Here is a 26,524-nt window from a genome sequence, read left to right as displayed (position 1 = left end):
CCATGAACGCCAACGTCAAGCCGCCCTTCCGCCGCGAGGCGATGCGGATCGCGGGCAGGCTGGTCCAGACCGACGACGTCGTCGAGGTCAAGAACCCTTACGACAATTCGGTCGTCGGCACGGTGCCGGCGGCGCGCGCGGAGCATGTGCGCGACGCCTTCGCCAAGGCCCGCGCGTTCAAGCCGACGCTGACCCGCTACGAGCGTCAGCAGATCCTGCAAAAGACCGCGGAGCTCCTGCGCGACCGCAGGGAGGAGTTCGCCCGGCTGATCTCGGCGGAATCCGGCCTGTGTTGGAAGGACGCGCTCTACGAGGCGTCGCGCGCCTATGACGTGTGGTCGTTCGCGGCCCAACTCACGATCAAGGATGACGGCGAAATCTACTCCTGCGACGTCTCGCCGAACGGCAAGGCGCGCAAGATCTACACGACGCGATTGCCGCTGCTCGGCGTCATCTCCGCGATCACGCCGTTCAACCACCCGCTCAACATGGTGAGCCACAAGCTGGCGCCCGCGATCGCGACCAACAACCGCCTGGTGCTGAAGCCGACCGAACTGACGCCGCTCACCGCGCTCGCGCTCGCCGACGTGCTCTACGAGGCGGGCCTGCCGCCGGAGATGCTCTCGGTCGTGACCGGCAACCCCTCGACGATGGGCGACGCGATGATCACCGATCCGGACGCCGACCTCGTGACCTTCACGGGCTCGGTCCGCGTCGGCAAGCACATCGCGAACACGGCGGGCTACAAGCGCATCGTGCTCGAGCTCGGCGGCAACGATCCGCTGATCGTCATGGAGGACGCCGATCTCGACAAGGCGGCGGAGCTCGCGGTGGCCGGCGCCACCAAGAATTCCGGCCAGCGCTGCACCGCGGTGAAGCGCATTCTGGTGGTCGAGAGCGTCGCCGACGAATTTTCGAAGCTGGTGGTCGAGAAGGCCAGAAAGCTGAAATGCGGCGATCCGGCTGATCCCGAGACCGACGTCGGCACGGTCATCAACGAGCGCTCCGCCATCCTGTTCGAGAACCGCGTCAACGACGCCGTGACCAAGGGCGCCGAGATCCTGCACGGCGCGCCGCGGCGCGGCGCGCTGTTCGCGCCGACCGTGGTCGATCGCGTGCCCTATGACTGCGAGCTGGTGCATGAGGAGACCTTCGGCCCCGTCATCCCGATCGTGCGCTGCCCGGACGACATCGCCGAGGTGATCCGCATCTCGAACTCGACGGACTACGGGCTGTCGTCGGGCGTCTGCACCAACCGGCTCGACTATGTCTCGCGTTTCGTCGCCGAGCTCGAGGTCGGCACCGTCAATGTCTGGGAGGTTCCGGGCTACCGGATCGAGATGTCGCCCTTCGGCGGGATCAAGGATTCCGGGCTCGGCTACAAGGAAGGCGTGGTGGAGGCGATGAAGAGCTTCACCAATGTCCGCACCTGGTCGATGCCCTGGGGCGCTTAAGTTTGTGCAGGGCGCCGAAAAACAGTTCTTGTCAGGAAACTGCAACATACGTTCAATAAAAGCGCTGAGTTGAATGATTTCAGGCCGAACAGCGGCCACATCAGAAGGATTTGGTGCGGTGAAGACTTTGATCTTGGCCGGCTTCGCGGCCGTCATTTCTGTCGCGATCCCGAATGCGGCGTGGGCCGACAAGACGAAAGTAACGGTCTACACTGCGCTCGAAAACGATCAGCTCAAGCCGTTTAAGACGGCGATCGAGCAGGCGGTGCCGGACGCCGAAGTCGTGTGGGTCCGTGACTCCACGGGCGTCATCACGGCGCGTTTCCTCGCGGAAAAGGACAATCCGCGCGCCGACATGGTGATGGGCCTCGCGGCCTCCAGCCTGCTGATGTTCGAGAAGGCCGGCCTGCTCGAACCCTACAAGCCGGCGGGCGCCGACAAGCTCAAGGAGGTCTTCCGCGACGCGAAGGACCCTTACAGCTGGACCGGCATGGACGCCTATCTCGGCGCGGTCTGCTTCAACACCGCGGAAGCCGGCGGGATCGCCGCGCCGAAATCCTGGAAAGACCTGCTGAAGCCCGAGTTCAAGGGCAAGATCGTGATGCCGCACCCGGCCTCGTCCGGCACCGGCTATCTCATGGTCGCGGGCTGGCTGCAGAGCATGGGCGAGGACGCCGGCTGGCAGTTCATGGACGGGCTGCACGAGAACATCGCCGCCTATCTCCATTCGGGCTCGGCCCCGTGCGTGCAGGCCGCGCGCGGCGAGCAGCTGGTCGGGCTCGCCCTCGACATGCGCGGCGCGTCCGAGAAGACCAAGGGCGCCCCGATCGAGGTCATCCTGCCGACCGAGGGCGTCGGCTGGGAGATGGAGGCCAACGCCATCGTCAAGGGCGCGAAGAACCTCGAGCTCGCCAAGAAGATCTCGGACTGGGTCGCCACGGAAGACGCCAACAAGCTGTTCGCCAAGACCTACGCCATCGTGGCCTATCCCGGCGCCGACAGCCCGCCGCAGAACTACCCGGCCGGCGCCGAAAAGGCGATGATCAAGAACGACCTCGGCTGGATGGCCGACAACCGCGAGCGCGTGCTCGCGGAATGGTCGAAGCGCTACGAGTCGAAGGCCGCGCCGAAGAAGTGATCCGGTTGGCGGCGCGCCCCGAGCGCGCCGCCATGCCCGCGGCGGGCGCGTGCTGGCGTGATTCCCGCATGGCCGGGAGACTGAAGTCGTGGTCCGAGGGAGCTTCGCCATGCCCGCATCCCAGCCGATCGAGACCCCGTTCGTCCGGGTGTCCGGCCTGAACAAGAGCTTCGGCGCGTTCCACGCCCTCCGGAACATCGACCTCGAGGTCGGGCGCGGCGAGTTCGTGTGCTTCCTCGGGCCCTCGGGCTGCGGGAAGACCACGCTGCTGCGGGCGATCGCCGGCCTCGACCCGCAGGACAGCGGCTCGATCCACATCGCCGGCCGCGACGTCTCCAAAGCGCCGCCGGCCGAACGCGATTTCGGAATCGTGTTCCAGTCCTACGCGCTGTTTCCCAATCTCACGGTCGCGAAGAACGTCGGCTACGGCCTGGTCAATCGGGGCTGGTCAGGGACCGACATCCGCGCGCGCGTGGCCGAGCTGCTTGCCCTGGTGGGCCTGCCGGAGCAGGGGGCCAAGTTTCCGGGCCAGCTCTCCGGCGGCCAGCAGCAGCGCGTAGCCCTCGCCCGCGCGCTCGCGACCTCGCCCGGCCTCCTGCTGCTCGACGAGCCGCTCTCGGCGCTCGACGCCAAGGTGCGCGTCCGGCTGCGCGACGAGATGCGCATGCTTCAGCAGCGCCTCGGCGTCACCACGATCATGGTCACCCACGACCAGGAGGAGGCGCTCGCCATGGCCGACCGCATCGTCGTGATGAACCACGGCGTGATCGAGCAGGTCGGAACCCCGGAGGAGATTTACCGCGCGCCGCGAACGGCTTTCGTGGCGGACTTCGTCGGCCACATGACCTTCCTCGACGCCGTCGTCACCGGCGCCAGGACCGTGCGGGCGAACGGGCTCGACTTCACCATCGCCGAGGACGCGGAGGCGCCGGTCGGCGCCGCCGTCCGGCTCGCCTTGCGGCCGGAGGCGGTGCAGGCGCGCGCGATTCCCGCGGACGCGCCGAACCGCTTCGAGGCGCGGATCGGCGATCTCTCCTTCCTCGGATCGTTCTGCCGCGCCAGGCTGGAGCCGACGGGCGCGACCGGCGGGAGCATCGCCGCCGACTTTTCCGCCAACGCCATGCGCGATCTCGGCATCGTCGAGGGCGAGATCCGCCCGGTCGCCTTCCCGCCCGAGGCGCTGCGGGTGTTCGCGAGCGCGCCGTCATGAGCGAGGTCGCCGCGCGCATGGACGCCCGGTCGTCGAGCCGTTCCCCCGCGCGGCCGCGCCTCAGCGAGGCGCAGGTCGCGGGCGCGCTGATCGCCGGCCTGTGCCTGCTGCTCGTGGTGATCATCGCGCTGCCGCTCTGGGCGCTGCTGTCGAAGAGCGTCCAGAACGTCGACGGCGGCTTCGTCGGCCTGGCGAACTTCCGCGCCTATGTCTCGTCGCCGACGCTGATCGCCTCGCTCGTCAATTCGGTGATGGTGGCGGGGGCCGCCACCGCGATCACCGTGCCGCTCGCCTTCTTCTACGCCTATGCGCTGAGCCGCAGCCGCATGCCGGGAAAGGGGGTGTTCTACGCCCTGGCCCTGCTGCCGATCTTCGCGCCATCGCTGCTCTCGGCGCTCGCGCTGATCTACATCTTCGGCAACCAGGGCATTCTGAAGTCCTGGATGATGGGGGCGTCGCTCTACGGGCCGATCGGCATCATCGTCGCCGAGGCGCTCTACAGCTTTCCCCACGCGCTGCTGATCGTGGCGACCGCGCTCGCGCTGTCCGACGGCCGGATGCGGGAGGCTGCGGAGGCGATGGGAACGACCCGCCGGCGCATCTTCTGGACGATTACGCTGCCGAGCGCGCGCTACGGCCTGATCAGCGCGACCTTCGTGGTGTTCACGCTCGTCATCACCGATTTCGGCATTCCGAAGGTGATCGGCGGCCAGTTCGACGTGCTCGCCACCGACGCCTACCGCCAGGTTGTCGGCCAGCAGAACTTTCCGATGGGCGCGGTCGTCGGAATGGTGCTGCTGATCCCGGCGGTCGTCGCCTTTTTCGTCGACCGCCGCACGCAGCGCCGGCAGTCCGCGATGCTGTCGGCGCGCGCCGTGCCCTACGAGCCGAAGCCGGACGCCCGTCGCGACCTCGGACTGCTCGCCTTCTGCGTGATCGTCGGCGGCCTGATCGTCGCGACCTACGGGGTCGCGGTGTGGGGCTCGTTCGTCCGCTACTGGCCGTACAATCTGTCGCTGACGCTCGACAATTACGACTTCGCCGCCGCCGAGCCGACCGGCTGGGACAGCTATTTCAACTCGCTGAAGCTCGCCGCGCTGACCGCGCTTATCGGCACGGCGGTGGTGTTCACGGGCGCCTACCTGATCGAGAAGCTGAAGGTCTTCCCGCGGCTTCGCGGCTTCGCGCATTTCCTCGCCATGCTGCCGATGGCGACGCCCGGCCTGGTGCTCGGCCTCGGCTACGTCTTCTTCTTCAATGCGAGCTGGAACCCGCTGAGCGTGTTCTACGGCACGCTGACAGTGCTGGTGATCAACACGATCGCGCATTTCTACACGGTGTCGCACATCACCGCGCTGACCAGCCTGAAGCAGCTCGACGGCGAGTTCGAAGCCGTCTCGGCCTCGCTGAAGGCGCCGTTCTGGCGGACCTTCTCGCGGGTCACCGCGCCGATCTGCATGCCGGCGATCCTCGACATCGCGGTCTATCTCTTCGTCAACGCGCTGACCACGGTCTCGGCGGTGATCTTCCTCTACGGCGCCGACACCAAGCTCGCCTCGATCGCGATCGTCCACATGGACGAGGCGGGCGCCGTCGCCTCCGCCGCGGCGATGGCGACCGTGATCATGGCGACCGCGATCGCGGCGAAGCTCGTCCATCTCGCGCTCAACGCGCTGGTCTTCGGCAGGCTCCAGTCATGGCGTCGCCGGTGAGCCGGCGGGCGGGCGCGCCGCGTCTGGTCGCGCAGTCCGAGAGCGACACCAACCTGACCGGCCGCCGCCAGGCGTGGCAGGAAGGCGCGCTCGGCGCCGAGGCCCGCGCGCTGCTTGCCCGCGACGAGCGCGCCTTCCTGCGCCAGTCCGTCTCGACGCCCTGCCTCAACGCGATCGCGAAGGCCGAGGGGATCTGGATCGAGGATGTCGACGGCCGGCGCTTCATGGATTTCCACGGCAACAACGTCCACCACATCGGCTACGGCCACCCGCGCCTGAAGAAGGCGATCGCCGACCAGATGGACGCGCTGCCCTTCGCGCCGCGCCGTTACGCCTGCGAGCCCGCCGTGCTGCTCGCCGAGAAGCTCGGCTCGATCGCGCCCGGGACGCTCTCCAAGGTCCTGTTCACGACCGGCGGCTCCGACGCGATCGAGCTCGCGGTCAAGATGGCGCGGATCGCGACCGGCCGCTTCAAGACCCTGTCGTTCTGGGACGCGTTCCACGGCGCGGGCGTCGGCGCGGGCGCGCTGTCAGGGGAGGCGCTGTTCCGCTCCGGGCCGGCGGCGCCGCTGGTCGCGGGCGCGCTGCACGTCGCGCCGTTCGGCGGCTTCCGCTGCCCCTACGGCGCCGCGACCCCCGAGGAGAGCGGCGCCGCCTGCGCCCGCATGATCGACTATGTCCTGTCGCGCGATCCCGACGTCGCGGCGCTGGTCGCGGAGCCGGCGAGGGCGGTGCCCTACATCGCGCCGCCCGGCTTCTGGCGCGACGTCCGGGCGATCTGCGACCGTCACGGCGTGCTGCTCGTCTTCGACGAGATCCCGACCGGCCTCGGCAAGACGGGACGGATGTTCTCCTGCCAGCACGACGACGTCGCGCCGGACATTTTGGTGATGGGCAAGGCGCTCGGCGGCGGCGTGCTGCCGATCGCGGCCGTGGTCGCGCGCCCCGAGCTCGACGTCGCCGGCGACTGGGCGTTCGGCCATTACACGCACGAGAAGAACCCGGTCACGACCCGCGCCGCGCTGACGACGATCGAGATCATCGAGGACGAGGGCCTGGTCGAGAACGCCGCCTCGGTCGGCGCGCGGGCCCTGGAGCGGCTCGAGGACTTCGGAGCGGGACGCGCGGCCGTCGGAGACGTCCGCGGCCGGGGCCTCCTGATCGGCGTCGAGATCGTGGCCGCCGACGGGCGGGAGCCCGACGCCGATCTCGCCGAAGAGATCATGTACCGTGCGCTCGATCTCGGCCTGTCGTTCAAGACCACGATGGGGAACGTGCTGACGCTCACGCCTCCGCTGACGATCTCGGCGGCGCAGATGGACGACGCGATCGACCGGCTGGAGGAGGCGATCGACGGGGCGCTCGCGGGACGAGGAGGGTGAGCGCCACCCATGTCCTGATGGAGCTGCTCGGCGAGATCGCGCTGCTGATGTGGAGCGTGCACATCGTCAACAGCGGCGTCCAGAGGGCTTTCGGCAGCGACCTGCGGCACCTGCTCGGCGAGGGGCTGAAGGGTCGCGGGCGCGCCTTTCTCGCCGGCGTCGGGGTGACCGCCCTGCTGCAGTCGAGCACGGCGACGGCGCTGATGATCTCGTCCTTCGCGGGCTCCGGCGCGGTCGATCTCGTGCCGGCGCTCGCGATCATGCTGGGCGCCAATGTCGGCACCACGCTGATCGTGCAGGTCGCCTCCTTCGACGTCTCCTACGTCTTCCCGGTTCTCCTGTTCCTGGGCGTGGCGGTCCACCGCAAGGCGCGCTCCAGCCTTGTGCGCGACATCGCGCAGACCGTGATCGGCCTCGGCCTGCTGCTCCTGACGCTGCACCTGCTGGTGGAGACGATGCGGCCGATCGAGGCCTCCGCGACGCTCCGCCTGCTGCTCGGCGCCTTGACCGAGGAGCCCGTCATCACGGTTCTGGTCGCGGCCGCGGTCAGCTGGGCGGCGCACTCCTCCGTCGCGGCCATGCTGCTCGTCATGACCTTCGCCGGCGCGGGAATCGTCTCGCCAGAGGCGGCGCTCGCCATGGTGCTCGGCTGCAATCTCGGCAGCGCCCTCAACCCGGTGATGGAGGCGGTCGGCGGCGAGCCTGCGCGGCTGCGCGCGCCGGTCGGCAATTTGCTGAACCGTCTCGTCGGCTGCGCGCTGCTGCTGCCGGTCCTCGGGCCGGTCACCGAGGCCCTGAAGGCGGTCGACTCCGACCCGGCCCGGCTCGCGGCGCTGTTCCATCTCGCGTTCAACCTGGCGCTGGCGCTGCTGTTTATCGGGCCGCTGCCCTTGATCGCGCGCGTCCTCACCAAGGCGCTTCCGGACCGTCCCCGCACAGCCGATCCCGGCGCGGCGCTCTATCTCGACGACGCCGCGCTCTCGACGCCCTCGGTCGCGCTCGCCAACGCCGCGCGCGAGGTCCTGCACATGGCGGACGTCGTGGAGCAGATGCTGCGGGGGTCGCAGGTCGCCTTCGCCCGCGACGATCCCGCCAAGGTTCTGGAGATCAGCCGGACCGACGACGTGGTCGACACGCTGTTCGACAAGATCCAGCTCTACATCGGCGCGATCGACCACGACCGGCTGAGCGACAAGGAGACCCAGCGCGTGTTCGCGACGCTCGCGCTTGCGATCAACCTCGAGCACATCGGCGACATCGTGGACAAGAACCTGATGGAGATGGCGGCGCAGCGCATCCGCGACAAACGCCTGCTGCCGCCCGCCGCCATCGCGCGGATCGGCGACATGCACGGCAAGCTCTGCGAGCATCTGAGGCTCGCGGTCGCGGTCTTCATGTCGGGCGACGCCCAGGCCGCGCGTCGGCTGGTCGCCGAGAAGGAGAAGTTCCGCGACCTCGAGCGCGAGGCGACGGAGCGGCACTTCACCGAAATGCGCTCGGGCCGGCCCGACCAGATCGAGACCAGCGCGCTGCAGCTCGACATCACCCGCGACCTCAAGCGCATCGAGGCCCATATCGCGGCGACCGTCTACGGCCTGCTCGAGCGCAAGGGCGAACTCAAGACAAGCCGCCTCGCGCCCAACCGCGTCTGACGACGCCTCGTCGCCGGTCTTCGGGGGGCCTGCTGATGTGTGGGCCCTCCACGGCTACTTCGTGACCCGCCGCGAAGTTGTCGCATTTCGACAACAGTGTGATTAAGCTGCATCAGCGGCCGGCGATTCACGCAGGGGGAGATCGCTGCCCCGCGGCGCCCGGCCGCGCAATCGCCAAGCCCCCGAGACGAGGCGCTTTTTGGTCGTCGAGAGTCCTTCCGCGACGCCGGAGACGAATGATCCCGCCCTGCGCGAGCGGCATGGGCCGGGCGTGTTCGGCCCGGTCTGCGTGGTCGCGGCGCTCGTCTCGGCGCTCGTCACCTTCGTCGTGCTCACCGGGCGCGCCGACATCGAGCCGACGGAGCGGGCGAGCCAGATCGCCGTTCTCGTCAATGGCGGCTTCGCCGCGCTGCTGCTGATCATCATCGCCTGGGAGATCCGCACCTTCGTGGTCGCGCGCTGGCGCGCCGAGCGCGGCTCGCAGATTCACGGCCGGCTCGTCGCGCTGTTTTCCGTCGTCGCGGTGACGCCGGCGGCGCTGCTCGCGGTGTTCGCGCTCGTCACCATCGACAAGGGCTTCGACAGCTGGTTCTCGACGCGCGTGCGCGAGATCGTCGACAACTCGACCGTGGTCGCCCGCGCCTATCTCAACGAGCACGCGCGCTCGATCCGCGGCGAAATCCTCGCAATGGCGAACGACGTCAACCGGGCCCGCCCGCTGTTCGACCAGGACCGCGAGCGCTTCGCCGAGTTCTTCACCGCCCAGGCCACCATCCGCGGCCTGCCCGAGGCGCAGCTGCTGTCGCCGGACGGCAAGGTGGTGGAGCGCGCGAACATCCAGATCGGGCGGGAGTTCCCGCGCCCGCCGCAGGTCGACGTCGAGAGCGCGCAGACCGACGAACCGACGCTGCTCGCGCCGGGCAAGCAGAACGCGATCGGCGCGGTGCTGAAGCTCGCGGGCTATGACGACCTGATCCTGTTCGTCGCGCGTCCGGTGGACCCGCGCGCCAACAGCTACATGCGCCTCGTGGAGCAGGGATCGGAGGAGTACAACGCGCTGACGCTGCGGCGCCCCCGCATCCAGGCGACCTTCGCGCTGCTCTATCTCCTGGTCTCGCTGTCGCTGCTGCTCGCGGCGATCTGGCTGGGGCTCGCCTTCGCCAACCGCCTGGCGTCGCCGATCCGGCGCCTGATCACCGCGGCCGACCAGGTCTCGCTCGGCGACCTCTACGTCCAGGTGCCGATCTCGAAGCGAGACGGCGACCTCGGGGCGCTCGGCGAGACGTTCAACAAGATGACGGCGGAGCTGCGAAGCCAGCGCAACCGGCTGGTCGAGGCCGCCGAGCAGATGGACAGCCGCCGCCGCTTCACGGAGGCGATGCTGGCCGGCGTCAGCGCGGGCGTGATCGGCATCGATCCCGCGGGCCGCGTGACGCTGATGAACCGCAGCGCGGAGAAGCTGATCGCCGCGCCCGAGGAGACGCTGCTCGGCCAGCCGTTGCGCGACGCGGCCCCCGAATTCGGCCCGCTGATCGACGCCGCCCTCGGTCGCGCGCAGCGGCTGGTGCAGGGCCAGCTCACGATTCTGCGGGACGGCCGCGAGCGCACCCTGAACGTGCGCTTCACGACGGAGACCTCGACCGCCGACGAGCACGGCTACGTCGTCACGATCGACGACATCACCGAGCTGGTCGCGGCCCAGCGCACTTCCGCCTGGGCGGACGTCGCGCGCCGCATCGCCCATGAGATCAAGAACCCGCTGACGCCCATCCAGCTCTCCGCCGAACGCATCCGGCGCAAATACGGCAAGGTGATCGTCGAGGAGCGCGAGATCTTCGACCAGTGCACCGACACGATCGTGCGCCAGGTCGAGGACATCAAACGGATGGTCGACGAGTTCTCCTCCTTCGCGCGCATGCCGAAGCCGACGATCGAGGAGGAGGACCTCGCCAACGTCGTGAAGCAGGGCGTCTTCATGATGCGCGTCGGCTATCCCGACATCCGCATCGAGGCTCATGGCGTGGACGCGCCGATTCCCGCGCGCTTCGACCGCCGGCTGATCTCGCAGGCCGTGACCAACATCGTGAAGAACGCGACCGAATCCGTCCACGCCGTGCCGGAGGAGACGCGCGGGCAGGGCGCGATCGACGTGACGGTCCGCCGCGAGGGCGACACCGCCGTGATCGAAGTCGTCGACAACGGCGCCGGTCTGCCGACCGAGAACCGACAACGGTTGCTGGAGCCCTATATGACCACCCGCGAGAAAGGCACCGGCCTCGGCCTCGCGATCGTGGGCAAGATCATGGAGGAGCACGGCGGGGGCGTCGAACTCATGGATTCGCCCGCTGTCGCGACCGGCGGCCGAGGCGCGATGGTTCGCCTGTGGTTCCAGGCGCGACGACCCCTCGAAACCGCGACCGTACCCACCAAAGCCGCGCCCGCCGCCTGAGCCCCAGGCCTTTCCATCCTCGATTTGGAGCTATTTTAGTCCTCATGGCGACCGACATCCTCATCGTCGACGACGAAGCCGACATCCGCGAGCTCGTCGCCGGCATCCTTCAGGACGAGGGCCACGGCACGCGCACCGCGCGCAACTCCGACGACGCGCTGGCGGAGATCGCGAAACGGCGGCCGCAACTGGTCTTCCTCGACATCTGGCTGCAGGGCTCGAAGCTCGACGGGCTGGAGCTGCTCGACATCATCCATCGCGATCATCCCGAGATCCCGATCGTGATGATCTCCGGCCACGGCAACATCGAGACCGCGGTCTCGGCGATCAAGAGCGGCGCCTACGACTTCATCGAGAAGCCGTTCAAGGCCGATCGCCTCGTGCTCATCGCCCAGCGCGCGCTCGAATCCTTTCAGCTCCGGCGTGAGCTCAAGGATCTGCGCCGCGGTTCGGGCGTCGCCACCAAGTTCATCGGCAAGTCGACGGTGATGAACCAGCTCCGCGGCGCCCTCGACCGCGTCGCGCCGACCAACAGCCGCATCCTCATCGCGGGGCCGTCCGGCTCCGGCAAGGAGCTCGCGGCCCGCGTCATTCACGGGCGGTCGTCGCGCGCCAACGGGCCGTTCGTGCTGATCAACGCCGCGGCGATCACGCCCGAGCGGATGGAGGAGGAGCTGTTCGGCGTCGAAGGCGGCGAGGGCGGCTCCCGCAAGGTCGGCGCGCTCGAGGAGGCGCATGGCGGCACGCTGTTCATCGACGAAGTCGCCGACATGCCGCGCGAGACGCAGAACCGCATCCTGCGCGTGCTGGTCGAGCAGACCTTCACGCGCGTCGGCGGCGCCACGCGGGTGTCGGTGGACGTGCGCATCATTTCGTCCTCCTCGCGCGACCTCGAGGCCGAGATCGCCGAGGGGCGCTTCCGCGAGGACCTGTTCCACCGCCTGGCCGTGGTGCCGGTGCGGGTGCCCGGCCTCGCCGAGCGGCGGGAGGACATCCCCGAGCTGATCGAGTTCTTCCTCGACCAGATCTCGTCGGCGACCGGCCTCGCGAAGCGCCGGATCGGCGAGGACGCGATGGCCGTGCTCCAGTCGCACGACTGGCCGGGCAACGTCCGCCAGCTCCGCAACAATGTCGAGCGGCTGATGATCCTCGCCGGCGGCGAGCCCGAAGCGGTCGTCACCGCCGACATGCTGCCCTCCGAAATCGGCACCATGGTGCCGCCGACGCCGAACGGGGCGGGCGGCGAGCAGCTCATGGGGCTCGCTTTGCGCGAGGCGCGCGAGATCTTCGAGCGGCAATATCTGCTCGCCCAAATCAGCCGGTTCGGCGGCAACATCTCGCGCACCGCCGAGTTCATCGGCATGGAGCGCTCGGCGCTCCACCGCAAGCTGAAGGCGCTCGGCATCGGGTGACGCGCGCGTCCGGGGGCGGCCTTGGCTGACCATTTGCATGAAGGCCGTCGTCCTCCGGCTTGACCGGAGGACCCATCCCGAGCGTGGAGATCGACGCCCGGCGTGGATGGTCCGGTCAACCCGGACGATGACAGTGTGTTCCACTTCGAAAGATACGACCGATGTCCCGCATCGCCTACGTCAACGGCCGCTACGTCCGGCACGCCGCCGCCGCCGTTCACATCGAAGACCGCGGCTACCAGTTCGCCGACGGCGTCTATGAGGTCTGCGAGGTGCGCGACGGCGCGCTGATCGACGAGGCGCGCCATCTTACGCGCCTCAAGCGCTCGCTGAAGGAGCTGTCCATCCGCGAGCCGATGGACGAGAAGGCGCTGAAGATCGTGCTGCGCGAAACGGTCCGCCGCAACCGCGTGCGGGACGGCATCGTCTACATCCAGATCACCCGCGGGGTCTCCCGCCGCGACCACTACTTCCCGCCGGACAGCGTCCGCCCGGCGCTGGTCGTCACCTCGCGCTCGGCCGACCGCGCCAAGGCCGAGGCCGGCGCCGCGGCGGGCGTGAAGGTGATCTCGACGCCGGAGAACCGCTGGCCGCGCGTCGACATCAAGTCGGTCGCGCTGCTGCCGAACGTGCTCGCGAAGCAGATGGCGAAGGACGCCGGCGCCAAGGAGGCCTGGTATGTCGACGCCTCCGGCCACGTCACCGAGGGCGGCTCCACCAACGCCTGGATCGTCACGAAGGACGGCGTGCTGGTCACCCGGCCGGCGGAGAGCGGCATCCTGCGCGGCGTGACGCGCGCGACCGTGATCGACATGGCGGAAAAGCTCCAGATGCGCGTGCAGGAGCGCGCCTTCACGATCGCTGAAGCCAAGGCCGCGAAGGAGGCCTTCATCACCGCCGCGACCGCCTTGGTGACGCCCGTGATCGCCATCGACGGCGAGCCGGTCGGCGACGGCGCGCCCGGCCCGGTCGCGCTCGCTCTGCGCCGCCGCTTCCACGAGTTCGCGGAGCGGGCGGATGGCTGAGGGGCCGTTTCGCCGCGTCGTCCATGCACCTGCTCCGGCCTTGCGAAATTCCGACGCTATGGCGTTAATACGCCCAGTGACGGGACTGACGGGGCCGGCGCGGCGAACGATTAAGGGCGAGCCGGAAACGGGCGCCGCATCCGCCGCGTCCACTTGGCTCCCTGCGTAAGCTCTAACGAAAGAACAAGAATATGGCCGCCGAGCGCGCTCAGAATCTTCAGGACACCTTCCTCAACAACGTTCGCAAGAACAAGGTGCCGCTCACCATCTTCCTGGTGAACGGCGTCAAGCTCCAGGGCGTGGTCACCTGGTTCGACAATTTCTGCGTGCTGTTGCGCCGCGACGGTCATTCCCAGCTCGTGTACAAGCACGCGATCTCGACCGTGATGCCCGGCCACCCGATCCAGCTGTTCGAGCCGGACGACGAAAAGGCGGACGTCGAGCACGCCGCGCCCGCGCGTGGCGTTCGTTGACGGTTTTTTCCGCCGCGTCTGACGTCGTCCAAGGCGTCCGTCCGCACGGCCCGGCCGCGTGAGCGGCGAGACCAGAAAAGGCCGCACGAGGGCGATGGTGATCGCGCCGGTGGTCTCCGCGCGTCCCGATCCCAACGCCGCCGCCCAGCGCAGCCCCGAGGCCCGACTGGACGAAGCGGTCGGCCTCGCCGGCGCGATCGACCTCGAAGTCGTCGAGAGCCGGCTCGTCACGCTCTCCGAAATCCGGCCCGCGACCTTTCTCGGCAAGGGCAAGGTCGCCGAACTCGCGGACGTCGCCAAGGCCGAGGAGATCGAGCTCGTCGTCGTCGACGCCGCCCTGTCGCCGGTCCAGCAGCGCAACCTCGAAAAGGAGCTCGGCGCCAAGGTGCTCGACCGTACCGGCCTGATCCTCGAGATCTTCGGCCGCCGCGCCCGCACCAAGGAAGGCGTGCTCCAGGTCGAGCACGCGCATCTCACCTGGCAGAAGAGCCGGCTCGTCCGCTCCTGGACCCATCTCGAACGGCAGCGCGGCGGCTTCGGCTTTCTTGGCGGCCCCGGCGAGACGCAGATCGAGGCCGACCGCCGGGTGATCGGCGAGCGCATCCTCAAGATCGAGCGCGAACTCGAGCAGGTGAAGCGCACCCGCGGCTTGCACCGGGCTGGCCGCAAGCGCGTGCCCTATCCCGTGGTCGCGCTCGTCGGCTACACCAACGCGGGCAAGTCGACGCTGTTCAACCGGCTGACGCGCGCCGACGTCACCGCCGCCGACATGCTGTTCGCGACGCTCGACCCGACCCTGCGCAGCATCAGGATGCCGCATGGCGCGACGGCGATCCTGTCCGACACGGTCGGCTTCATCTCGGAGTTGCCGACACAGCTCATCGCGGCCTTCCGCGCGACGCTCGAAGAGGTCATCGCGGCCGACGTCATCCTGCATGTCCGCGACGTCAGCCATGGCGACAGCGACGCCCAGGCCGCCGACGTCGCCTCGGTGCTGCGCGACCTCGGCGTCGACCCGGAGGTCGACCCGCGGGTGCTGGAGGTCTGGAACAAGGTCGACCGCCTCGCGGCGGACGAGCGGGCGAGCCTCGCCGCGACGGCCGTGCGCCGCGCCGCTGACCGCCGGCCGCTGCTGGTCTCCGCGCTGACCGGGGAGGGCGAGGACGAGTTGCTCGCCGCGGTCGAGCGCCGGCTGTCGACCGGCCGGGAGACCCTGATCGTCACGGTCGATTCAAGCGACGGCTCGGGCGAGAACTGGCTGTTCGAGCATTGCGACGTGATGGATCGCACGGTGGACGAGGACGGCGCGGTCCGCCTCACCATCCGCGTCGAGCCCGACCGGGTCGACGGCCTGCGCCGCCGCTTTCCGAACGTCGCGGGACCGACCGCCGTGAAGCCCGCGGCCCCGCGCCGACGCCCCGGGCGGCGCCGGAGCGCCTGACGCCGGCGCTTTCGGCCCGACGTCGAGGCGAGCGCGATCGTCCCCGCGTGGCGGATCTGCGGATGCTCGAGCACGATCGCTTCGCTTCGAAGCGAAAGATTACCGCCCGTCATCCCGGGCTTGTCCCGGGATCCATTCCCGCCGACGGCGTTGGGCGACTGCACACCCCGAGGAAATGGGTTCCGGGACAAGCCCGGAACGACGGCCGCGGAGAGAACCTGACGAGTCCGGGCGACGCGATCGCGCTCGAGCGCGGCGGGCGCTGCGCAGACGGTCGCGCACGCAGAAACGCCCCGCCGGCCAGGGCCCGCGAGGCGTTTCAATCAATGTCGATGCGGCAGGTTCTCACGATTGTGGGCCGGCCCAGCCAGGGGGCGTGCGGCTTGTCATGAACCGTGCTCGACGTCGATCTGTTTCGAAGTCGTCGTTTTGGCTCAACATGTCGGCCGCCTCTGCTCCGATCCTGCAGCGACGCGCCTCAAGAGAGCGTTATGCAACGCTTCGACAATCATTCATCTAAATTTTATAGCGGCCGCAGATTGTTTGCGCTCCGGATGCGCATCACCGCGGTTTGTCTTCACGCTTCGGCGGAGTCATTTTTTTAGACCTCCGTTGTCTGTGTTGACGACACGAATCATGCGCCCCTGGTCGCGGGTCGTCAAGGGAGATCGGGCTAAAAAGCCGGCTTAGTCGATCCGATCGCAGCTTGCGGCGGCTAAGCCTCTGGGATGGTTGGCGTCTTCGACCGGCGTCCGCTGCGGCCACGTTCGACCGCCTCGGGCGGGCGTCTTCGGCGCCATCCGTCAAAGTTTATGAAATCTGTCCGAAGAGGCGAGAAGGGGAAGGCCGCCCTAAGCGAGCTTTAAAGACTCTGCGCGTAGGACTTGGCGCGGGGGATCGCGGCGCCGGCGCTTCGCCGTCCCGGACAGGGCGGCCGCGCGCTCGCGGGGACAGGGATGCCGATGGCGACGGGCGCACCGACGACGATGGAAGCCGGCCGGCTGATGCCGGAGCTCGTCGCGGCTCGCGGCCTCGCCGCCGTCTGGGTCGTGCTCGCCCATACGCTCGCCCAGACGCTGCGCGGCCACGCGCCCCTGCCCGAGGCGGTCGAATACACCCGGCTGGTGGTCGACTTCTTCTTCGTTCTGAGCGGCTTCGTGCTCGCCCATGTGTATGATCCGGCCTGGAGGGCAGGGCGGTTCCGCTATCCCGACTTCCTGTCACGCCGGCTCGCCCGGCTCTACCCGCTCCACCTTGCCACCCTGCTCGCGGTCGCGGTCCTTGTCGGCGCGGGCGCGGCGCTTGGCCTCGCGCCGGTCAACGCGCATGACGGCTGGGGCTTCGTCGCCACGCTGCTGCTGCTGCACTCCACCTGGGCGACGGACGACCTCGCCTGGAACTGGCCCTCCTGGTCGGTCAGCGCGGAGTGGTGCGCCTATCTTGCGATCCCGGCCTTCTTCCTCGCCGCCGACCGGGTGAAAGGCACGCGCGTCCGGATCGTCGTCGGCCTCGGCCTGTTCGTGCTGTGCTCGGCGGTCGCGACCCTCCTGCTCGGCCATCAGCTCGTCTCGCTCACCTTCGACGGCGGCGCGTTTCGCATCGTGCCGTCCTTCTTCGCGGGCATCCTGCTGCGGCGGATCTTCGAGGAGGAGCCGTCGCTGCTCGCGATGACGCCGCGGAGCTACGCGCTTATCGTCACCGGGGTGTTTGGCGTCTGCGGCGTTCTCGTCGCGTTGAACGCGCCCTATGACGCGCTCTGGCCGGCGATGGTGGTGCTGGTCGCGGCGCTCGCCTCGCGCGCCACGTGGACCGAGCCCGGCGTGCTGCGCGGCCCGATCCTCGCCTGGCTCGGCGAGCTGTCCTACGCGATCTACCTCACCCATGCGATCGTGCTGCAGGCGCTGTTCGCCGCCGCCAAGATCCTCGGCGTCTCCGACCAGCTCTGGCAGCGCGCGCTCGTCGGAGGGCTCGCCGTTCCGACGACGCTTCTCGCCTCCTACGTCGCGTACCGCATCGTCGAAAAGCCCGGCCGTGGCGTCATGGCCCGGCTCCTGCAACGCAAGCCCCGCGCAACGTCGGCCGCCGCCGCGCCCAGAACGGACTAAGCCCATGATTTCGGATCTGAGGGACGGGGAAGCGCCCGCGGAAATCGTCGGCGACGTCTGCGTGGTCGGCACGGGGCCGGCTGGCGTCACCATCGCGCTGGAGCTCGCCCGCAAGGGGCGCAACGTCGTCCTGCTCGAAGGGGGCGGGGCGGCCTATGAGGCGGACTCGCAGGAGCTCTACCGCGGCCAGGTGATCGGCCATCACAACATCGACGTCGCGGCCTCCCGGCTCCGGCAGTTCGGCGGCACCTCGGGCCACTGGACCGGCCTCTGCGCGCCGCTCGACCCGATCGACTTCGAGTCGCGCGCCGACGTGCCGCATCACGGCTGGCCGATCGGCCGCGCCGACGTCGACCCGTTCTACGCCCGCGCCCAGCCCTATCTCGATCTCGGCCCCTACCGCTACGACTGGCGCGACTGGGCGAAGCTGAGCCCGCACCCGGCGCTGCCGCTCGACCCCGCGAAGGTGTTCACCGCGGTCTACCAGCAGAGCCCGCCGACGCGCTTCGCCGAGAAGTTCAGGGACACGATCGCAAACGAGCCGCGGATCGCCTGCTGGCTGCACGCCAACCTCGTCGACATCGCGCTGCAGGACGGCTCGGACGCGGTGCAGTCCCTGACGGTGTCGACCCTCGACGGGCGCGCCGCCAAGGTGCGGGCCGCGACCTACGTGCTCGCCTGCGGCGGGCTCGAGAACGCGCGCATCCTGCTCAACGCCCGCCGTCAGCGCCCCGCCGGCATCGGCAACGAGCATGACCTCGTCGGCCGCTACTACACCGACCACATGACGATCGAGACCTCGCTCGCGCTGATCAATCCGGGAGTCGACACCGGCCTCTATCCCGAGACGATCGACATCGACGGCGCGGCGCTGGTCATCGGCCTCAAGATCAACCCAGACGTCGTCAAGCGGGAGAACCTGAACAACAACACGGCTTTCCTGGTGCCGCAATACGAGGACGAGGTCTACAGCGACGACTTCCGGAACTACGGCTGGATCGCCTTCTCCACCATGCTCAAGACGTTCAGCCGCGGGCACGTGCCCGACCGGCTGGGCGAGCGCACCTGCGACGTGATCGACGACCTGCCGGCGGTCGCGACCGGGGTCTACCGCAACGCCATGCGGCGCGTGTTCCCGCCGGAGGCCGCAGCCTCAGCCTACAAGCTCCGGCAGGACGCCGAGCAGTCGCCGAACCCCGACAGCCGCGTCACGCTGATCGCTGAGAAGGACCATTTCGGCCTCAACCGCATCGCGCTCGACTGGAAGGTCGCGAATGCGGACCTGCTGAAGCTGCGGCGTTCGCACGAGCTGATCGGCGAGGCGCTGGGCGCCGCCGGAATCGGCCGGGTGCAGCTCGGGATCTCCGACCCGCCGGACCCGTCGATCGCCTTCTCCGGCTATCACCACATGGGCACGACACGGATGCACGATAGTCCGCGCGAGGGCGTCGTCGACGCCAACGGCCGCGTGCATTCGGTGAAGAACCTCTACATGGCGGGAAGCTCCGTCTTCACCTCGGGGGGCTGCGCCAACCCGACGCTGACCATCACCGCGCTCGCGATCCGGCTCGCCGATCGCCTCGCCGCGATCGCCTGAAGGAGGGCGCCCCATGGCCGATGTCACCCGACGCCTGCTGCTCGGAACCGCCGGCGTCGTAGCCCTCGGGGCGCTCGCCTATGGCGGCGGCCGCGTCGCCTGCCGTTTCGTGCCGCGCAACCACCCCGATTTCTTCTCCCTGCTCGACATCGCCCCCGACGACGCGGCGGGCCGCGCTATCGGCCGGGCCGCGCTCGCCGCCCCCGGCCTGCCGTCCGACCTCGCCAGCCTGGAGCGGGCCCTGACCGCGCGCCCGCTGATCCGCGAGGCGCTCGCGACCGACTGCCCGACCACCCGCCGGACGCTGGTGCAGGACCAGTGCGCCCTCGATTTCGCGGCGGGCCGGACGGTCGTCGTCGAGGGCTGGGTGCTTTCGGAGACGGAAGCGAGCCTGTGCGCCGGACGGAGCCTGGCGACACAGGTGGCGTAGTCGACGGAGCCGTTATAGGAAAAAAAGCAGATTATAGGTTGATAAGCCCGTCGCTCTGATCTAAAACGGCCACGTTCCCGTTTTGTTCAGGAGACTTGCATGCCAGCCGCCACCCAATTGAACGCCGTCGATTTCGGCTTTACGCCGGGCGCCCCCAATCCGTCCGCCGCTCTGACGAGCGCCATCGCCGCCGCGATAACCCAGGGCAAACCCCTGTTCATCGAGCCTGGCGTCTATACCGTCGGCAACGTTTTGATCGACGGCCGCCTCGAGATGACCGGCGTGTCCGGCAGGGTCACGCTGAAGATGGCGACCGGTTCGAACGCCATACTGCGGGCACTCGACGCCGGCGACGTCCTCATCCGGGGCATCACGTTCGACGGCGGCGGCCTAACGCCTGTCGACGCATATGGTGTTGGATACCGGGCTCTGGTGGTTGCGCAGAGGACAACCTCTGTAAACTTTACGATCCGGTTTGAAACATGCGATTTCAGGCAAGCAAGCGCTGACGAAGCGCATCCGGCGCAGGGCGGATACGGTCTCGGGGCGTCAAAGTGCTCCCTCTACGTTACGAACTGCGAGTTCACCGAACTCTTTGCGGCGGTAGGGGCGTCGGACCACGACGGCTTCGCCTTCCAGGGCAACAAAGTGCTCAACATGGCGAACAACGGCGTAGTCACCTCCCGGGCATCGGGCGTTCCGTCGTTTACGAGGGTCAGCGCCAACCGGTTCGCAGCGGTCGGGCGGACGCAGCTCGATTCCACGGGATGGCAGGGCAATGCCATCTACATCAGCCAGGAGTCGAACGTCCTGGTCGCGCAGAATGAAATCTACAACTGCGCATTCAGCTCGATTCGCCTCAACGGATGCGCCCGGTCGCGGGTCGCGCAGAACCACTGCGACAAGCATGGCGAGGTGGCGATCTACGTCGAAGGCTTTTCCGACGGCCGACAGGTCGCGAACGACGGCTTCGACGTCGTTGTCAGCGACAATGTCGTCAACGACGCCGGAGTCGGCATCGCCGTCGGCAACATCAATGTTGGCGGTCGACTGTCGGTCATCGCCAACAACGTCATCCGGCGTATCAGCCGGCGAAACGTCGCGGTCGGCACGACCGCTGAATACACGTCGCCCGGCCGAGGCGTCTCGACCGAGACCTGCACAATCGTCGCGAACAACTTCATTGAGGACGCGTTCGAAGGCGTCAACGTCAATGGAGGCAGCGATACGGCGGACAGCGTCGTCATCGGCAACGTCATTCGCGTGACGACCCGCGCGATGGGCGTCGGCGGCGCAAGTGGGGGCAAAGACGTTCTCGTCGCCGACAATCTCGCTGCGGGGACCGGGGCGCTGGGCGCAGGAGGCGGCGCGCTGCGTCAGCTGACGGCCGCAGGCGCTGTTACGGGATCGACCGAACTGGCGTCGTTCACGGAGAACACGGCGACGGCCAATCTGCGCATCGAAGGCGTCGTCAAGCGACAGACTCTCTGACCACGGCGACCTGACGATCAGGCGACGCGGCGCCCCGGAGCATTGGCTGCAACGCGAAGGCGGCGGCCGGGCATTGCGTCGTAGGGGACCCTCTCCGTAGGGGGAAGCGCATGTGCGCATCACGCAAAAAGGGGACGCCGCGAGGCGTCCCCTTGGTTCTGTGGCGAGGCCGCGCGCCTCGCGAAACCCGCCTCAGAGCGAGTAGTACATGTCGAACTCGACCGGGTGCGGCGTGTGCTCGAAGCGGATGACCTCCTTCATCTTCAGCTCGATGAAGCTGTCGATCTGGTCGTCGGTGAACACGCCGCCCTTCTTCAGGAACTCGCGGTCCTTGTCGAGGTTCTGCAGGGCCTCGCGGAGCGAGGCGCACACGGTCGGGATTTTCTTCAGCTCGCGCGGCGGCAGGTCGTAGAGGTCCTTGTCCATCGCCGGGCCCGGATCGAGCTTGTTGGTGATCCCGTCGAGGCCGGCCATCAGCAGGGCTGCGAAGGCGAGGTAGGGGTTCGCCATCGGGTCGGGGAAGCGGACCTCGACGCGCTTGGCCTTCGGCGAGTTGGTCCACGGGATGCGGCAGGAGGCCGAGCGGTTGCGCGCGGAATAGGCGAGCAGCACCGGCGCCTCGAAGCCCGGGACGAGCCGCTTGTAGCTGTTGGTGGAGGGGTTGGTGAAGGCGTTGATCGCCTTGGCGTGCTTGATGATGCCGCCGATGTACCACAGGCATTCCTGGCTGAGGCCTGCGTATTTGTCGCCGGCGAAGACGGGCTTGCCCTTCTTCCAGATCGACTGGTGGCAGTGCATGCCCGAGCCGTTGTCGCCATAGACCGGCTTCGGCATGAAGGTCGCCGTTTTGCCGTAGGAATGGGCGACCTGGTGGATGCAGTATTTGTAGACCTGCAGGTGGTCGGCGATCCGCACGATCTTCTCGAACTTCAGGCCGAGCTCGTGCTGGGCGGAAGCCACCTCGTGGTGGTGCTTCTCCACGACCGCGCCCATGGCCGCCATGGCGGCGAGCATCTCGCCGCGCATGTCCTGCTCGCTGTCGACCGGCGGCACGGGGAAATAGCCGCCCTTGGTGCGGACGCGATGGCCGAGATTGCCGGTCTCGTATTCGGTGTCGGAGTTGATCGGCAGCTCGACGGAATCGAGCTTGAAGCCGGTGTTGTAGGGGGTGGCGGAGAAGCGGACGTCGTCGAACACGAAGAACTCGGCCTCGGGGCCGAAATAGACGGTGTCGCCGATTCCCAGCGACTGCATATACACTTCCGCCTTCTTCACCGTGCCGCGCGGGTCGCGCTCATAGGGCTCGCCGGTGGTGGGCTCGAGCACGTCGCAGACGACCGAGAGCGTGGTCGCGGCGAAGAAGGGGTCGATGCAGGCGGTCGCGACGTCCGGCATCAGCAGCATGTCGGACTCGTTGATCGCCTTCCAGCCGGCGATCGACGAGCCGTCGAACATCTGTCCTTCCGAGAAGAAATCCTCGTCCACCATCGTGATGTCGAAGGTGACGTGCTGCCATTTGCCGTTCGGATCGGTGAAGCGGAGATCGACGTATTTGACGTCGTTCTCCGTGATGAACTTGAGGACCTCGTCGGCCGATTTGATCGCCATTCGTTTCGTTCCCTTTTTTGGCTTGTGTCGCGCCACGCCAGGCGACGCGACTCCGCAAAAGAGACGAGTCAGATGGCGTCGACGCCGGCCTCTCCGGTGCGGATTCGCACCGCTTCCTCGATCGGAGAGACGAAGATCTTTCCGTCGCCGATCCGGCCGGTCGCGGCCGCCTTGCGGACCGCCTCAACCGCGCGCTCGACCATATCATCGGCGAGCACCACCTCAATCTTCACCTTTGGGAGAAAGTCAACCACGTACTCCGCTCCGCGGTAGAGCTCGGTGTGGCCCTTCTGCCGCCCGAAGCCTTTCGCTTCGGTGACGGTGATGCCTTGCACCCCGACCTCCTGAAGCGCCTCCTTCACTTCGTCGAGTTTGAAGGGCTTGATGATCGCTTCGACTTTTTTCACGTCTATGGGCCTCCTCGTCTCGCGCGGCCGTACGCCGCGAATGAACGCAGCACGGGCGAGACGCCGCGCACTTAGCAGCAAGCATGCCAAGTGGGAGCCCGCACGAAAGCAGTGGTCGGGTCAAGCGCCGCGCCAAGATAGGGCGGGCCCGGATCGCTCAGACTCCGACGTTCATGTTCATTTTAAAGGCAAATGAACAAAAAATAGACAAGCAAATCTGTGGTGAAGAGAATGACAAGCGCGCGAATTGGGCAACTGCCGAAGATGCGGCCGACCAAGCGGGCCGGTCGGCGATGAACGAGCTCCTGACCCCCGCCGCGATGGCGGCCGTCGACGCGCGCGCGATCGCAGCCGGCGTGCCCGGCATGACGTTGATGGAGGCCGCGGGCGCCGGCGTCGCGGAGGCCGCGCGGCGGCTTGCGCCGGACGCGCGGCGCGTGCTCGTGCTGGCCGGTCCCGGAAACAATGGCGGCGACGGCTTCGTCGCGGCCCGGCGCCTCGCCGAGCAGGGCCGCGAGGTCGTCGTCGCCCTGCTCGGCGACCGCGCCGCGCTGAAGGGCGACGCCGCCGCCGCGGCGAAGCGCTGGAGCGGCGCCCTGATCCCGCTCGCGGCCGCCGACCCCGCCGGCGCCGATCTCGTGATCGACGCGCTGTTCGGCGCCGGCCTGTCACGGCCGCTCTCGGGCGCCGCGGCGCAGGCCGTCGCCGCCGCGAATGAGTGCGGCCGCCCGATTCTCGCCATCGACGTGCCGAGCGGCCTCGACGGCGCCACGGGACGCCCGACGGGCGATCTCTGCGTGCGCGCGACCGAGACCGTCACCTTCGTGCGCCTGAAGCCCGGCCATCTGCTCATGCCGGGCCGCGCGCTGTGCGGGCCGGTGCGGCTGGTCGACATCGGCGCGCCGGACAGCGCGGTGGCGGGCGCCGAGGTGGCCGCCTGGCGCAACCGCCCCGAGATGTGGCGCCGCGCCTTCCCGACCCCGGCGCTCGAGGGCCACAAATACTCCCGCGGCCATGTCGCGGTGTGGAGCGGGCCGCCGCTCGCGACCGGCGCGAGCCGTCTCGTCGCGCTCGCGGCGTTGCGCGCCGGCGCAGGCGCCGTCACCCTGCTCGGGTCGAGCCGGGCGCTCGAGACCCATGCGGCCCATGTCACGGCGGTCATGCTGCGCGAGTGCGAGAGCGGCGACTGGGCCGGCTTCCTCGCCGAGCGCAAGGTCGCCTGCGCCGTGATCGGGCCGGGCGCGGGCGCCGGCGACGCCACCCGCCGCGCCCTCGAGCAGGCGCTCCACGGCGGCCGGCGCATGGTGCTCGACGCCGACGTCTTCACCTTCTTCGCCGGACGCCCCGACGCGCTCGCGGCGGCGATCGAGGACGGAGGCGGGGAGGCGGTGCTGACGCCGCATGAGGGCGAGTTCCGCCGTCTGATGGGCGACGCGGCGCAGGACGGCTCCAAGCTCGAGCGCGCCCGCGCCGCCGCGATCCAGCTTCAGGCGACCGTCGTGCTGAAAGGCCCGGACACGGTCGTCGCAGGCCCCGACGGCCGCGCCGCGATCGCCGACAACGCGCCGCCGACGCTCGCGACCGCCGGCGCCGGCGACGTGCTCGCCGGGATTTGCGCCGGGCTGATGGCGCAGGGCATGCCGGCCTTCGAGGCCGCCTGCGCCGCGGTCTGGCTGCATGGCGAGGCGGCGAACGCAGTCGGGCCGGGGCTGATCGCGGACGATCTGCCCGGGGCGCTGCCGGGCGTTCTGAAGGCGATGGGGTAGCGGCCCGTCGGGCGGTCCGGATCGTTCTTCGCCGCGCGGGCGTGAAGCGCCTCTAGGGGCCCCGCACTTTTTTGGTGCGCTCCGTAGACGCCATGCTATAGACCGGCCGCGCTTCGCGCCGGTCCGGCGCGTCAGGCGCGGCGCCCGGCGCGGGCGTGGTGGAACTGGTAGACACGCGGGATTTAGGTTCCCGTGGCGCAAGCCGTGGGGGTTCGAGCCCCTCCGCCCGCACCAGGCCGGTCAGCCCGCCGCCATCCGTGACACGCGTTTCCTGGACGCGCCGGCCGGCGCGGACGGGCCGAGATTCAAGAGACAAGAAGAGAGCGACGCTCATGCAGGTGACGCAAACCCTCGACGAAGGCCTGAAGCGCGAGTTCAAGATCGTCGTTTCCGCCTCCGATCTCGACGCCCGTCTGAACGAGCGGCTCGCCACTCTCAAGGACCGCGTCAACATCAACGGCTTCCGCAAGGGCAAGGTGCCGATCGGCCACCTGAAGAAGCTCTACGGCAAGTCGGTGATGGCCGAGGTCGTCGAGCAGGTCGTCGCCGACGCCAACCGCAAGATCGTCGACGACAACGGCCTCAAGCTCGCCATGCAGCCGAAGGTCAGCCTGACCGAGGACGAGGCCGAGGTCGAAGGCATCATCGCCGGCAAGCACGATCTCGCGATGACGGTCGCGGTCGAGGTGCTGCCCAAGGTCGAACTCCAGGACGTAAGCGAGCTCGCGATCGAGCGCCTGGTGGTCGACGTCGAGGACGCCGAGGTCGACGAGGCGCTCGGCCGCATCGCCGCCGAGAACAAGCCCTATACGGACAAGGGCGACGCCCCGGCCGCGGACGGCGACCGCGTGACGCTCGACTTCGTCGGCAAGATCGACGGGGTCGCCTTCGAAGGCGGCTCGGCGGAAGGCCAGACGCTGACGCTCGGCTCCAACACCTTCATTCCCGGCTTCGAGGAGCAGCTCGTCGGCGCCAAGGCCGGCGACTCTAAGACGGTCTCCGTCACTTTCCCGGCCGACTATGGCCGCGCCGACTACGCCGGCAAGGACGCCGTGTTCGACGTGACGGTGAAGACGGTCGAGGCCGCCGGCGACGTCGCCATCGACGACGAGTTCGCGAAGTCGCTCGGCATGGAATCGCTCGACAAGGTGAAGGAGACGGTCCGCACGCAGATCGGCGCGGAATACGCCCGCGTCGGCCGCCAGCGCGCCAAGCGCGAGCTGCTCGACGCGCTCGACGGCGCCTACGCCTTCGACCTGCCGCCCACGCTGGTCGAGCAGGAGTTCGACAACATCTGGCGCCAGGTCAACGCCGATTACGAGCGCACGGGCCGCAGCTTCGCCGACGACGAGACGACCGAGGAGGAGGCCCGCGCCGAGTACCGCAAGATCGCCGAGCGCCGCGTGCGGCTCGGGCTGGTCCTTGCGGAAATCGGCGAGGCCAACGACATCAAGATCGCCGACGACGAGATCACCCGCGCCATGGTTGAGCGGGCGCGTCAGTACCCGGGCCAGGAGCAGCAGGTCTGGGAATTCTACCGCAACAACCCGCAGGCCCAGGCCGAGCTGCGCGCCCCGATCTTCGAGGACAAGGTCGTCGACCTGCTGCTCGAGAAGGCCAAGGTGACGGAGCGCAAGGTCGACCGGGACACCCTGTTCGCCGACCCCGACGCCGAGGCGCCGGCCGAGGACGACGCCAAGGCCAAGCCGAAGGCGAAGTCCAAGGCCAAGAAGGCCGCCGCGCCCGAGTGAGGCGGCGAACCGCATGCCGCA

The 26,524-nt window shown here is 68.7% G+C and carries 19 protein-coding genes, 1 tRNA gene and 1 pseudogene; 19 read left to right on the top strand and 2 right to left on the bottom strand.

From position 1 onward, the window contains the following. The first annotated feature begins 2 nt into the window (after nt 1–2). From phnY to ACO2RJ_RS06735, 16 genes and pseudogenes are all read left to right on the top strand, one after another. A complete protein-coding gene (phnY, locus tag ACO2RJ_RS06810) occupies nt 3–1,454 on the top strand; it encodes a phosphonoacetaldehyde dehydrogenase (protein ID WP_423267229.1) in 1,452 nt (483 codons plus the stop codon). 118 nt (nt 1,455–1,572) lie between these two features. Beyond that, entirely contained in the window at nt 1,573–2,592 is a 1,020-nt protein-coding gene (locus ACO2RJ_RS06805) for a putative 2-aminoethylphosphonate ABC transporter substrate-binding protein (protein ID WP_423267228.1), read from the top strand. A gap of 109 nt (nt 2,593–2,701) precedes the next feature. Beyond that, nucleotides 2,702–3,802, top strand: coding sequence for a putative 2-aminoethylphosphonate ABC transporter ATP-binding protein (locus tag ACO2RJ_RS06800; RefSeq protein WP_423267227.1), 1,101 nt, complete (start codon nt 2,702–2,704; stop codon nt 3,800–3,802). Then, nucleotides 3,799–5,514, top strand: a complete 1,716-nt coding sequence (locus ACO2RJ_RS06795) for a putative 2-aminoethylphosphonate ABC transporter permease subunit (RefSeq protein WP_423267226.1) — start codon at nt 3,799–3,801, stop codon at nt 5,512–5,514. The genes ACO2RJ_RS06800 and ACO2RJ_RS06795 overlap by 4 nt, the downstream gene beginning before the upstream one ends. Beyond that, a complete protein-coding gene (pbfA, locus tag ACO2RJ_RS06790) occupies nt 5,499–6,896 on the top strand; it encodes a (R)-1-hydroxy-2-aminoethylphosphonate ammonia-lyase (RefSeq protein WP_423267225.1) in 1,398 nt (465 codons plus the stop codon). Before ACO2RJ_RS06795 ends, pbfA begins: the two co-directional genes overlap by 16 nt. Then, nucleotides 6,893–8,548, top strand: a complete 1,656-nt coding sequence (locus ACO2RJ_RS06785; RefSeq protein WP_423267224.1) for a Na/Pi cotransporter family protein — start codon at nt 6,893–6,895, stop codon at nt 8,546–8,548. The genes pbfA and ACO2RJ_RS06785 overlap by 4 nt, the downstream gene beginning before the upstream one ends. A 271-nt stretch (nt 8,549–8,819) precedes the next feature. Then, nucleotides 8,820–10,406 (top strand): annotated as a pseudogene (locus ACO2RJ_RS06780) (PAS domain-containing protein); the annotation flags it as partial. Between the two features lie 213 nt (nt 10,407–10,619). Continuing rightward, a complete protein-coding gene (locus ACO2RJ_RS06775) occupies nt 10,620–10,997 on the top strand; it encodes an ATP-binding protein (RefSeq protein WP_423268924.1) in 378 nt (125 codons plus the stop codon). Nucleotides 10,998–11,041: 44 nt separating this feature from the next. Next, the gene (locus ACO2RJ_RS06770) at nt 11,042–12,409 is read left to right on the top strand and encodes a sigma-54-dependent transcriptional regulator (protein WP_423267223.1); all 1,368 of its coding nucleotides are present in this window, start codon (nt 11,042–11,044) and stop codon (nt 12,407–12,409) included. Between the two features lie 161 nt (nt 12,410–12,570). Beyond that, nucleotides 12,571–13,434: a D-amino-acid transaminase gene (locus ACO2RJ_RS06765; RefSeq protein ID WP_423267222.1), complete on the top strand. Its 864-nt coding sequence runs from the start codon at nt 12,571–12,573 to the stop codon at nt 13,432–13,434. A 191-nt stretch (nt 13,435–13,625) separates the two neighbouring features. After that, entirely contained in the window at nt 13,626–13,907 is a 282-nt protein-coding gene (gene hfq / locus ACO2RJ_RS06760; RefSeq protein WP_423267221.1) for an RNA chaperone Hfq, read from the top strand. A 94-nt stretch (nt 13,908–14,001) separates the two neighbouring features. Beyond that, complete coding sequence (gene hflX, locus ACO2RJ_RS06755) at nt 14,002–15,348, top strand: GTPase HflX (RefSeq protein WP_423267220.1); 1,347 nt, start codon at nt 14,002–14,004, stop codon at nt 15,346–15,348. 962 nt (nt 15,349–16,310) lie between these two features. Continuing rightward, the gene (locus tag ACO2RJ_RS06750) at nt 16,311–17,453 is read left to right on the top strand and encodes an acyltransferase family protein (protein ID WP_423267219.1); all 1,143 of its coding nucleotides are present in this window, start codon (nt 16,311–16,313) and stop codon (nt 17,451–17,453) included. 4 nt (nt 17,454–17,457) lie between these two features. Continuing rightward, on the top strand, nt 17,458–19,050 hold the full coding sequence (locus ACO2RJ_RS06745) for an FAD-dependent oxidoreductase (RefSeq protein WP_423267218.1): 1,593 nt from the start codon (nt 17,458–17,460) through the stop codon (nt 19,048–19,050). Nucleotides 19,051–19,063: 13 nt separating this feature from the next. Then, nucleotides 19,064–19,480: a hypothetical protein gene (locus ACO2RJ_RS06740; protein ID WP_423267217.1), complete on the top strand. Its 417-nt coding sequence runs from the start codon at nt 19,064–19,066 to the stop codon at nt 19,478–19,480. Between the two features lie 99 nt (nt 19,481–19,579). Next, complete coding sequence (locus ACO2RJ_RS06735) at nt 19,580–20,971, top strand: right-handed parallel beta-helix repeat-containing protein (RefSeq protein ID WP_423267216.1); 1,392 nt, start codon at nt 19,580–19,582, stop codon at nt 20,969–20,971. Between the two features lie 192 nt (nt 20,972–21,163). Here ACO2RJ_RS06735 and glnA read toward each other — a convergent pair whose 3' ends face one another. Beyond that, nucleotides 21,164–22,579, bottom strand: a complete 1,416-nt coding sequence (glnA, locus tag ACO2RJ_RS06730; protein ID WP_423267215.1) for a type I glutamate--ammonia ligase — start codon at nt 22,577–22,579, stop codon at nt 21,164–21,166. 68 nt (nt 22,580–22,647) lie between these two features. Next, nucleotides 22,648–22,986 carry a P-II family nitrogen regulator gene (locus ACO2RJ_RS06725; RefSeq protein WP_423267214.1) on the bottom strand — a complete coding sequence of 113 codons (339 nt, stop codon included), beginning with the start codon at nt 22,984–22,986 and terminating at the stop codon, nt 22,648–22,650. Between the two features lie 293 nt (nt 22,987–23,279). Between ACO2RJ_RS06725 and ACO2RJ_RS06720 the strand changes: the two genes are divergently transcribed. The 3 genes from ACO2RJ_RS06720 (at nt 23,280) to tig (ending at nt 26,503) form a co-directional block, all read left to right on the top strand. Then, complete coding sequence (locus tag ACO2RJ_RS06720; RefSeq protein WP_423267213.1) at nt 23,280–24,752, top strand: NAD(P)H-hydrate dehydratase; 1,473 nt, start codon at nt 23,280–23,282, stop codon at nt 24,750–24,752. A gap of 149 nt (nt 24,753–24,901) precedes the next feature. Continuing rightward, nucleotides 24,902–24,986: transfer RNA gene (locus ACO2RJ_RS06715), tRNA-Leu, on the top strand. A 98-nt stretch (nt 24,987–25,084) separates the two neighbouring features. Beyond that, complete coding sequence (gene tig, locus ACO2RJ_RS06710; RefSeq protein ID WP_423267212.1) at nt 25,085–26,503, top strand: trigger factor; 1,419 nt, start codon at nt 25,085–25,087, stop codon at nt 26,501–26,503. Nucleotides 26,504–26,524 lie beyond the last annotated feature (21 nt).

The sequence above is a fragment of the Hansschlegelia sp. KR7-227 genome, assembly GCF_049446035.1.
Lineage (GTDB): Bacteria > Pseudomonadota > Alphaproteobacteria > Rhizobiales > Methylopilaceae > Methylopila.
Note: the sequence above shows the minus strand (reverse complement) of the source record. Positions and strands in the feature narration are given on the sequence as shown.